At 74.3% G+C, this 9572-nt stretch carries 10 protein-coding genes; all 10 read right to left on the bottom strand.

Annotation, left to right across the window (positions count from 1 at the left end; all coding sequences use genetic code 11):
- Positions 1–107: 107 nt before the first annotated feature.
- Positions 108–653 (bottom strand): flagellar biosynthetic protein FliO, encoded by a 546-nt coding sequence (fliO, locus tag GTQ99_RS14935; RefSeq protein ID WP_166616533.1) that lies wholly within the window; start codon positions 651–653, stop codon positions 108–110.
- Positions 653–1438, bottom strand: coding sequence for a flagellar motor switch protein FliN (gene fliN / locus GTQ99_RS14940; RefSeq protein ID WP_166616534.1), 786 nt, complete (start codon positions 1436–1438; stop codon positions 653–655). The genes fliO and fliN overlap by 1 nt, the downstream gene beginning before the upstream one ends.
- Entirely contained in the window at positions 1435–2316 is an 882-nt protein-coding gene (locus tag GTQ99_RS26990; RefSeq protein WP_166616535.1) for a FliM/FliN family flagellar motor switch protein, read from the bottom strand. Before GTQ99_RS26990 ends, fliN begins: the two co-directional genes overlap by 4 nt.
- A 259-nt stretch (positions 2317–2575) precedes the next feature.
- Positions 2576–3073, bottom strand: a complete 498-nt coding sequence (locus GTQ99_RS14950) for a flagellar basal body-associated FliL family protein (protein ID WP_166616536.1) — start codon at positions 3071–3073, stop codon at positions 2576–2578.
- A 38-nt stretch (positions 3074–3111) separates the two neighbouring features.
- The gene (locus GTQ99_RS14955; RefSeq protein WP_166616537.1) at positions 3112–4137 is read right to left on the bottom strand and encodes an OmpA/MotB family protein; all 1026 of its coding nucleotides are present in this window, start codon (positions 4135–4137) and stop codon (positions 3112–3114) included.
- A gap of 1 nt (position 4138) precedes the next feature.
- Complete coding sequence (locus tag GTQ99_RS14960) at positions 4139–4912, bottom strand: motility protein A (protein ID WP_166616538.1); 774 nt, start codon at positions 4910–4912, stop codon at positions 4139–4141.
- 3 nt (positions 4913–4915) lie between these two features.
- Positions 4916–5251, bottom strand: a complete 336-nt coding sequence (locus GTQ99_RS14965; protein WP_166616539.1) for a flagellar FlbD family protein — start codon at positions 5249–5251, stop codon at positions 4916–4918.
- A 193-nt stretch (positions 5252–5444) separates the two neighbouring features.
- Positions 5445–6704, bottom strand: a complete 1260-nt coding sequence (locus tag GTQ99_RS14970) for a flagellar hook protein FlgE (protein WP_166616540.1) — start codon at positions 6702–6704, stop codon at positions 5445–5447.
- A 50-nt stretch (positions 6705–6754) separates the two neighbouring features.
- Complete coding sequence (locus tag GTQ99_RS14975; protein WP_166616541.1) at positions 6755–7426, bottom strand: flagellar hook capping FlgD N-terminal domain-containing protein; 672 nt, start codon at positions 7424–7426, stop codon at positions 6755–6757.
- A 99-nt stretch (positions 7427–7525) separates the two neighbouring features.
- The coding region (locus GTQ99_RS14980) for a flagellar hook-length control protein FliK (protein ID WP_205707534.1) at positions 7526–9572 on the bottom strand (2047 nt) is incomplete at its 5' end.

The raw sequence follows: 9572 nt of genomic DNA on the forward strand, positions 1-9572 counted from the left end.
GGTCTCGCGCTCGCCGGCGGCGGAGCCGAGGACCAGGCCGCCGGCGAGCGCGAGACCCGCCGCCAGGCGGCGCGCGCGCCGCGTGCGGGCGGGCGTGGGGCTGTTCGTCACCGGCGGGTCGTCCTCTCGCGCAGCACGTCCACTGCCTTGGTCCAGGTGGCCGGCGAGAGCGCCGAGCCGTTGATGCCGCCCGCGGCCGGGGAGGCGTGGCGGGCCTTGACGGCGACGGTCTCGCCGTCGCGGCGCACGTAGCGCTCCCCCGCGCCCGGCAGCGCCGGGCCCGTGCTCTGGTCGGTGGTCCGGTCCCGCACGTCCACGCCGTCCACCGCGGCCGGGCCGGCCGCCTCGGCCGCCTCGGCGGTCTCGTCCGTCCCGGCGGCCTCGGCCTGCGGGAGCACCGTCGCCACGTCGGTCTCGCCGAGCAGGCTCACGCCCTGCTCGGTGACGCCCACGACGAGGGCCCTCTCCCCCACCTTCACCAGCGCGACGGAGGCCTTGGCCCCCAGGCTCTGGCGGGCCAGGACGGCGAACTCCGCCGCGCCGGCCGCGCCGACGCCCCCGCGCCGGCGCAGCCAGCGGGAGATCAGGTACAGGAGCCCGAGCACCGCCACGAGGGAGAAGCTCGTCCGCGCGATCGCGGCGACGGCGTCCATCAGGCGCCGGCCTCCGTCCCCGGGGTGACGATCTCGGTGATGCGGATGGCGTAGTCCTCGTCGACGACGACGACCTCACCGCGGGCGATGAGCTGGCCGTTGACGAGGATGTCGGCGGGGCTGCCGGCGGCGCGGTCCAGCTCGACGACCGAGCCGGGGGTCAGCGCCAGCAGGTCCTGCACCGTCATGTGGGTGCGGCCCAGCTCGACGGTGACGTCCATCTGCACGTCGCGCAGCAGGTCCATGGTGCGGCGCGGGCCGCCGGAGCTCTGCGCGCCGACCGCGGCGGCGGCCGCGGTGGCCTGCGCGCTGGCGGTGGCGGTGGCGGCCGCCGCGGCGGCGGCGACGGCGGTGGCGGACAGCGTGAGGCCGATGAGGGCCAGGGTCTCCCCGCCGGCGCCGACGAGCGCGACGGCACCGCCGTCGATGGCGCGCAGCGCGTCGGCCGGGTCGCCCTCGACGCCCGGCTCGAGGGCGCACTGGCCGAGGCTGACCACGACGGTCTCCAGCGCGGGGCGCAGGGCGTCGACCGGGTCGAGCGCGCCCTCGGGGCTCATGAGGAGGGTGTTGAGGGTCTCCTCGCCGACGATGACGGTGACGCGGCCGGAGGCGGCGCCGGAGAAGCTGGCGGAGACCGCGGTGCCCTCGTCGCCGAGGTCGGGGGCCTGGGCGACGCCCACGACGTCGGTGATCGTCCCCGGCGCCGACAGCGGCAGGACGGCGAGCGCTGCCTGGGCGGCCTCGCGCAGCGTGGCCATGAGGTCGGTGTGGGTGGCGGTGCTCATCGGGAGCTCTCCTCGGGGGTCGGGACGATCAGGCAGGCGAGACGGGAACCGCGGCTGCCGGCCACGGCGGAGGCGACGCGGGCGTCGGATGAGACGACCTCGAGGGGTTCGTCGGCCCGGTGCGGCAGGCGCAGCACGTCACCGGGGATGAGGGAGAGGATCTCGTCGGGGCGCAGCTGCGCGGCCTTCAGGCGCACCGACACCTCGACCGGGATGTGCTCGAGGTGGTCGTCGAGGCGGTCGCGCATGAGGCGGCGGATCCGCAGCTCCTCGGGGCTGGCCACCCGCAGCTCGGCGGCGGTCAGCGCGGCCGACAGCGGGTCCAGCGGCATGGCCAGCGTGGCGGTGCCCGCGGTCTGCTCCACCTGCAGGTGGAAGGAGGCGACGATCATGACGTCGGTGGCGGCGGCGGCCTGCGCGAACTGGGGGTTCTGGTCGATGCCCGTCAGCTTCGGCTGCAGGTCGGTGACCGTGACCAGCGAGGAGGACAGCTCGGCCAGGGTGCGCTCGACCAGGCCGCGGGCCAGGACGGCCTCGATGTCGGTGAGGGTGCGCTCCGGCTGGCCGGGGGCCCCGGTGCCGCCGAGCATGCGCTCGATGCAGGAGAGCACCAGGGCGGTGTCCAGGTGCAGCACGCCGGCGCCGACGAGCGGCTCGGGGTCGAAGACGGCCATGACGGTCGGCATCGGAAGGCTCGCCGCGTACTCGTCGTAGCTGTACTGCTGGATGCCGTCGAGCTCGACCTGCACCGTGGTGCGCAGGGTCGACGACAGCAGCGTCGCCCACTGCCGGCAGAAGCCCTCGTAGGTGATCTCCAGCACGCGGGCGTGCTGGCGCGACAGCTTGGTCGGCCGTCGGAAGTCGTACGGGACGGGCACACCACGTCGTCGGGAGCGACGGGTGCCTGTCCGCTCGGCGCTGGTGGGGGTCTCGGCTGCCACGAGGAACCTATCGGCACGAACGGCCGTCACCCTTTAGCGCTGATCCGAACGGGTGTCGTCGGGCCCGCGGAGCTCAAGGCCGGAGCCCGCGCGGCCCGCGGCCGGGGGCGGGCTCCGCCGGGACGCGAGAAGGCCCCGGGCGGGTGCCCGGGGCCTTCTCGCGGCGGGAGCGCGGCCCGCTCGAGCGGGGCTCAGCTCACTGCATGACGAACTGGGTGAGGTAGATGCCCATGACCTGCTTCTCCTCGTGACCCTCCACCTCGTGGACGTAGGCCTCGACGACCTTCTCCTGCAGCTCCTCCTTGTGGTGGGTGCGCTGCTCGGCGTTGGACAGGTCCGTCATCGTCAGGCCGCTGAACTGGCTGATCGTCAGGTCGAGGGCCTTGCTGCCGTCGACGCCGGTGGAGCCGCCGTGGCCGCCGCCCTCGCTGGCCACCTGCTGCAGGGCGATGCCGACCTTGAGGTAGTGCCCGTCGGCGAGGTTGACGCTGATGGGGTCCAGCGCGACGACCTCGCCGGGCTCCAGGTGCTCCTCGACCGGCTCGGCGGCGGCCGCGGTGTCGCCCTTGGTGAGCACGAACACTCCGGCGCCGGTGCCGCCGGCGAGCAGGACGGCCGCGGCCGCGCCGATGATGATGAGCTTCTTCGCGCCGCCGGGCTTGGCGTCGCCGCCGGTCTTCTTGTCCTTGGCCATGGTCGGGTTCCTCTTCGGTCCGCGGGTGCGTCGGGTGGTCAGTGGTGGTCCGCGTCGGCGCTGGAGGCCTCGGCGATGTGCGGGGCGGCGTCGGCCGCGATGTCGACCGGGACGGCGGTGGCCCCGGTGGTGGCGGGCACCTCGGCGGTCGTGGTGCCGGTGCTCAGCTCGGCCGGGCCGTCGGTGGGCGTGCTGGCCGCGACCTCCGGCAGCAGCGCCTTGACGGCGTCGGAGCTGGGCGAGGCGACGACGAGGTCGACGCGCCGGTTGCCGGTGAGCGCCCGCTCGTCGCCGTCGGGGTAGAGCGGGCGGCTCTCCCCGTAGCCGGTGCCCGACAGCCGGGCGGTGGCGATGCCGTGGCCGATGAACCGCGTGACCACCGTGAACGCGCGGGCCCCGGAGAGGTCCCAGTTGTCGCGGTAGCGGGTGTTGCCGTTCAGCGGCAGCGAGTTGGTGTGGCCCTGCACCGCGATGTCGTTGGGCAGCGCGGCGAGGATGGGGGCGACGGCGTCCAGGACGTCCAGGCCGGTCTGCTCGACGTCGGCGGAGCCGTTGGCGAAGAAGACGTTGTCGGCCACCAGGCCGACGACGAGGCCGTCGGAGGTGATCCGGTAGGTCACCTGGTCCTGGTCGTCCTTGGCGGTCAGCGCCTGCGCGATCTGCTTCTCCAGCTCGCGGTAGGCGGCGACCTCCTCCTTGGCGGCCTGCAGGTCCGCCGCGGACTGGTCCCGGGCGGCGTTGTCGAGCACCCTCTGCGCCTGCTGGGGCTGCATCGGCTCCCCGCCGTCGAGCGGGGAGATGTCGACCGCCTCGGCGCCGTTGTCGACGTCGTTGACACCCTGGTTACCGGACAGCACGAGGTTCGTGCTGGCGGTGCCCTCGTTGAGGCCGTCCTTGAACTGCGCGAACTTCAGCTGGTCGATCTGGCTGAGGGCGAACAGGACGATGAACAGCGCCATGAGGACGGTCAGCATGTCGGCGTAGGAGACCAGCCACCGCTCGTGGTTGACGTGCTCCTCGTGCTCCTCGTGCTTGTGCCGCCTCTTGTGCGACGAGGAGGCCATGTCAGGCCGCCTTCTTGTCCGGGACGGCGGTGCCCGGGGGCAGCAGGCTCTCCAGCTTCTTGGCCACCGAGCGCGGGTTGGAGCCGGCCTGGATGGCGAGGATGCCCTCGACGACCAGCTCCATCTGCGCGACCTCGATGCCCATGAGGCGCATGTAGCGGCTCTGCAGCGGCAGGAAGAAGACGTTCGCGCTCGCGACGCCCCAGAAGGTGGCGACGAACGCGCCGGCGATCATGGGGCCCAGGGCGGCGGCGTCGGACAGGTTGGCCAGCACGACGACCAGCGAGATGACCGTGCCGCAGATGCCGATGGTGGGGGCGTAGCCGCCCATGTCGCCGAGGATCTTCGCGGCCTGCTTGTCGGCGGCCTTCTTGGCCTGGATCTTGGCGGTGAGGATCTCGTAGAGCTCGTCGGGGTCGGTGCCGTCGATGGCCGTCTGCAGGCCGTCGCGCAGGAACTCGTCGTCCACTTCCTTGATCGCGTCCTCGAGGGCCAGCAGGCCCTCGCGGCGGGCGCGCTCGGCCATCTGCACGATGACGCCGACGGTCTCGCCGGCGTTCTTCGGCTTGCCGAGGAAGGCGGTCTTGAGGACCCCGATCAGGCCCACGCCGTCCTTCATGATGCCGCCCATGAAGCCGACGCCGAGGGTGCCGACGAAGACCAGGACGAGCGGGCCGGGCAGCAGCAGGTCACCCAGGCTGCCGCCCTCGTGGTTCTGCGCCCAGAGGATGCCGGCGAGGCTGATGACCAGCCCGCCGATGGTGGCGAAGTCCATGGCTCACGGCCTCCTGCGGTGCAGCGGGACCGGGGCCGGCAGCTCGCCGTCCGCGTCGCTCGCGGTGGTGTTCGGGGTCGGGTGCGCCGGGGTGTCGGCGTGGGCCGGCAGCTCGAGGACGTGGGCGGTGGCGCCCGTCTCCTCCAGGGAGTGCGCGGTCGCGACGACGCGCGCGCGGAACGCCATGACGCGCTCGACGACCTCGGCCAGCGGCTCGGTGACGACGAACTTGGCGCCGTCCACGAGCGTGATGACCGTGTCTGGTGTCGCGTCGACGCGCTGGATCAGGTCGGGGTTCACGGCGAACACCGACCCGTTGAGGCGAGTCACGAGGATCACGTGGGTTCCATCCTTGGCGGTGGAGTCGGGGCCCTTCCGTGGGCCGGTTCACTGATCAATCGGCGTGTCCGGCCTGGACCTGAGAGGGGGTTGCCTGGTGCACCCGTTCGTGCTAATGGCCTGCGTGTCATCACGCTCAGCGACGACGAAGGCCCCCTGGGAGTGCTCCCAGGGGGCCTTCGGCGGATCGGGGTCAGCGCTTGAGGTTGACCAGCTCCTGCAGGATGTCGTCCGAGGTGGAGATGATGCGCGAGTTCGCCTGGAAGCCGCGCTGGGCCAGGATCAGGTTGGTGAACTCCGCCGACAGGTCGACGTTGGACATCTCCAGGCTGCCGGCCAGGATGGTGCCGCGGCCGGCGTCGCCGGCGATGCCGAAGACGGGCGCGCCGGAGTTGGTGGAGACGCTGTAGAGGGAGTTGCCCTCCTTGCGCAGACCCGCCACGTTGTTGAACGAGGCGATCGCGATCTGGCCGAGGGTCTGCTTGTACCCGTTGGAGTACGAACCGGTGATGACACCGTCGGTGCCGAAGGAGTAGCTGGTCAGCGAGCCGATGGGGAAGCCGTTGTCCTTGCCGGCGACGTTGCTCTTGCCGGACGTCCCGACGAAGCCGGTCAGGCTGTCGAGGTTCACGTCGACGGCCTGACCGTTCACGGTGATGCTGGTGAAGTCGGCGGTGGCCTTCTCGCCGTCGACCGTGGGCGGCGTCGCGCCCGAGTTGCCATCGAAGTTCAGCGCGCCCGCGGCATTCGCCAGTGCACCGGGCTCGGTGGGAGGCGTGGTGTCCCAGGTCACCGTCCAGTCGTTGCCCTTGGGTGCCGTGTTCGTGAAGCGCATGTAGACGGTCTGCATGTTGCCCTGCTCGTCGTACACCTTGAAGCTGCTCGTCACCTCGCGGGCGGTGCCGTCCGCGTTGAGGGTGTTGTCGAGGTTGCCGCTGATGGTGCCCTCGGTCGTCGCCTTGGCGGGCATCACCGCGTCGGAGGGGATGACGAGCTTGGTGACCTGCCCGTTGGTGTTGACGTTGCCCTCGGCGTCCGGGCGCCAGCCCATGACGTAGCCGCCGTCGTTGGTGACGACCGAGCCGTCGGCGTCCAGCGTGAAGGAGCCGTTGCGGGTGTAGAAGGTGCCGTCGCCCTGCTGGATCGCGAACATGCCGTCGCCGCTGAGCATGAGGTCGGTCGACTTGCCGGTCGCCTGGGCCGAGCCCTGCGTCATGTTCTGGGTGATGGCCTGGACGCGGACGCCGAGACCGACCTGCGAGGGGTTGGTGCCGCCGCTGACCTCGGTCGGGGCGCCGGCCGCCTTGGTGAGCTGCGACAGCGTGTCGGCGAAGACGACACCGGAGCTCTTGAAGCCGGCGGTGTTGACGTTGGCGATGTTGTTGCCGACGACGTCCATCATCGTCTGGTGCGAGCGCAGGCCGCTGACACCGGAGAACATGGAGCGGAGCATGTTTCAGACCTTTCGAGGGGCTGACGGGGTTCGGGAGGGACGTGCGGGGGTCAGGCCGTCGGCGTGGACGGGCCGGACGCGGAGGAGCTCGACGAACCGGCGGCCGGGGTCGAGCTGGGCGCGGTGGACGAGCTCGGCGAGCTCGCCCCGGTGGCGGGAGCGGTGCCGGCAGCGGGAGCGGCGCCCGTGGCCGGAGCGGTCGCCGGAGCGGTCGCCGGAGCGGCCGTCTCCTCGACGCCGACGGTGGTCACCTTGGACAGGACGACCTTGGTGCCGGCCACGTCGAGCAGCGGCTCACCGCCGGTGCCGCCGGCGGAGGAACCGGTGAAGGAGGCCGACCGCACGACGCCGGAGACGGTCTTCCCGTCGGGGCCGACGTAGGAGACCGTCTGGCCGATGAGCGCGCTGGCCTGCAGCTTGTTCTGCGCGGCGAGCATCGAGCCGCTGCTCGTCGCCACCTCCTGCATGGTCTCCAGCGCGGAGAACTGCGCCGTCTGGGCCATGAACTGGGTGGTGTCGGCGGGCTTGGACGGGTCCTGGTACTTCAGCTGCGCCACCAGGAGCTTGAGGAAGGTGTCCTTGTCCGTCTTCGTCTTGGCGACCGCCGCAGCGGACGTGTCCGACCTGCCGGCGTTCTTCGCCGCCTCGGTCGCCGTGAACGCGTCCGAGGTGGCGATGAGGGACGCGTACGGGTTCGCCCCGCTGGCCGCATCGATGGTCATGCCTTCTCCTTCGGTCGAACGGGTGGGGGTCTGTAGCCCGGGCGGGCGATCCACGGGGACTGTTCAGGTGATCGCCGGCCCGGTGGCTACAGGTGCACCTCAGACCCGCAGGTCCAGGCGGCCGGCCGCGGCAGCCACGGCGGCCCGGCCGGCCGCGCGCTGCTCGTCGCGGCCCGCCGGGGAGCCGTCCCGCCCGCCGTAGCCGGGCTGCCCGCCGGAGGCACCGCCCTGCCCGCCGGAGGGCGCGCCCTGGCGGCCGGAGCCGCCGAACTGGGCGTCGGCGGAGCGCTGCTGCTGGGCGGAGCCGGAGTCGGCGCGCACGTCGACGGTGGTGGAGGTGAAGCTCGTGCCCGCCAGCTCGCGCTGCAGGTCGCCGACGGCGGCCTTCAGGGCGTGCCGGGCGGCCTCGGAGGCACCCGCCAGCTGCACGTGCAGCGCTCCCCCGCTGACCTCGGCGGTGACCTTCACCGGGCCCAGGCCGAGCGGGTTGACCTCCACCGTGAGGCGGTGGACGTCGTCGGCGGTGGGCAGCTGCTCCAGGCGGGCGCTGAGGCCCTGCGCGAACGCGGCCGGGTTGGTCAGCGGCAGCGGGGCCGGCGGCGTCGAGGTCGCGGCCACGGCGGGAGCCGCGCCCGCGGCGCTCGGCGCGGTCGCGACCGGTGCCGCGAGCGAGAACGACGGGTCCGTCACCGCGGTGGCCTTCGGCAGCCCGGTGGCCACCAGCGCCGCCGGGGTCGGCGACCCGGTGGACGGCTGCGGCACGACCGGGACGGCGGCCGGGGTCGCGGGCACCGGCTCGCCGGCGCCCGGCACCGGGCGCGGCGCGGGCGGCTGCAGGCCGGCGGGGACCTGCTGCTGGGCGGACTGCTGACCCTGCTGGCCCGGCTGGCCGGACTGCTGACCCGCGCCCTGCCCGGCACCGCCCGTCCCGGCGGCGACCGGCGGGAGCTGCGCCTGCTGGTCGGCGACGGGGGCCGTCGGCGCCGCGGTCGCGGGAGCCGGCTGCGCCGCGGTGGCCGCCGTGGTGGCCGCCGCCTCGGTCCCGGCGCCGGCCGCACCGGCCGCCGCGGTGGCGGTGGTGGCGGCCGCGACCTGCTGCACCGCAGCCTGACCCGCGGCCTCGGCGGGCAGCGGGGCGCTCGCGGCGGCCGTCACCGCGGAGGGCCTCGCGCTGGCCGGCAGGCCGGTCAGCGCCGTCGTCACGACGGACGCCTGCACCGGCGCGGCGGGGGCGGTGCTCACCTCGGCGCCACCGGGCAGCGGGCCGGTGGCGGTGGGGACGGCCGGACCGGCCTGCGCGGCGGCGGCCTGCCCGGACTGCCCGGCGAGCTGCCCGGGCACCTGCCCCGCACTCGCCGCCGCGGCCGCGGCGCCCGGCTGGGCGGCCGGCACCTGCAACTGCTGGGGCTGCGGGGACTGCTGCGCCGCGAGGGGCGAGGTGGTGACCGGGGTGGCGGTCGCGGTGACCGGCACCGTCGCGGCGGCACCCGCCGGCGCGGTGGGGGCACCGGCCCCGGCGGCCGTGGTCCCCGCGGTGGTCCCGGCCGTGGCTCCGACGGTGACCGTCCCGGCGGTGGTGGCAGTGGCGGCGGTGGCGATCGCACCCGTCGGGGCGGCCTGCTCCCCCGCCGGCACCTGCGCCGGCAGCGTCAGCACGGCGCGCAGCGCCGCGGGCAGCCCGAGCAGCGAGGGGTCGACGGGGGCGCCCGCCGCGGGAGCGGTGCCCTCGCGCGCGGTCTCCTGCCCGTCCTCGGCGCGGGCGGCACCGTCGACGGCACCGTCGCGCGCGCCGGTGTCCCGGGTCCGCTCGAGGCGGGCACCGTCGCGCTTGTGCACGCGGCTGCCGCGGGCGGCGTCGGCGCCCTCGCGCCGGGGCGCGCGGTCGTCGGCGGGACGCTCGGGGCGCTGGGTGCGCTCGACGGGGCGGGCGCCGGCATCGTCGCGCGCGTCCCGCACGTCCCGCGCGTCCCGCACGTCTCGCGCGTCACGGGTCTCGCGCACGCCACGGGCGTCGCGGCCGGCCTGCTCCTCGCGCCCGCCGCGCTCCTCGCGGGCACCGGTGCGCAGCGAGTCGACGGCCTGGCCGAAGGAGTCGGCGAAGCTGGCGCCGCCGTCGCCGGACGGGCGCGCGCCCTCCCGGGGGGCC

This window comes from Kineococcus vitellinus (genome assembly GCF_009906315.1).
Classification (GTDB): domain Bacteria; phylum Actinomycetota; class Actinomycetes; order Actinomycetales; family Kineococcaceae; genus Kineococcus; species Kineococcus vitellinus.

Coding starts and splice junctions, on each gene's coding strand:
- GTQ99_RS14960 (WP_166616538.1), bottom strand. CDS start 4,912: ATGGACTTCGCCACCATCGGCGGGCTGGTCATCAGCCTCGCCGGCATC.
- GTQ99_RS14970 (WP_166616540.1), bottom strand. CDS start 6,704: ATGCTCCGCTCCATGTTCTCCGGTGTCAGCGGCCTGCGCTCGCACCAG.
- fliO (WP_166616533.1), bottom strand. CDS start 653: ATGGACGCCGTCGCCGCGATCGCGCGGACGAGCTTCTCCCTCGTGGCG.
- GTQ99_RS14950 (WP_166616536.1), bottom strand. CDS start 3,073: ATGGCCAAGGACAAGAAGACCGGCGGCGACGCCAAGCCCGGCGGCGCG.
- GTQ99_RS14975 (WP_166616541.1), bottom strand. CDS start 7,426: ATGACCATCGATGCGGCCAGCGGGGCGAACCCGTACGCGTCCCTCATC.
- fliN (WP_166616534.1), bottom strand. CDS start 1,438: ATGAGCACCGCCACCCACACCGACCTCATGGCCACGCTGCGCGAGGCC.
- GTQ99_RS14955 (WP_166616537.1), bottom strand. CDS start 4,137: ATGGCCTCCTCGTCGCACAAGAGGCGGCACAAGCACGAGGAGCACGAG.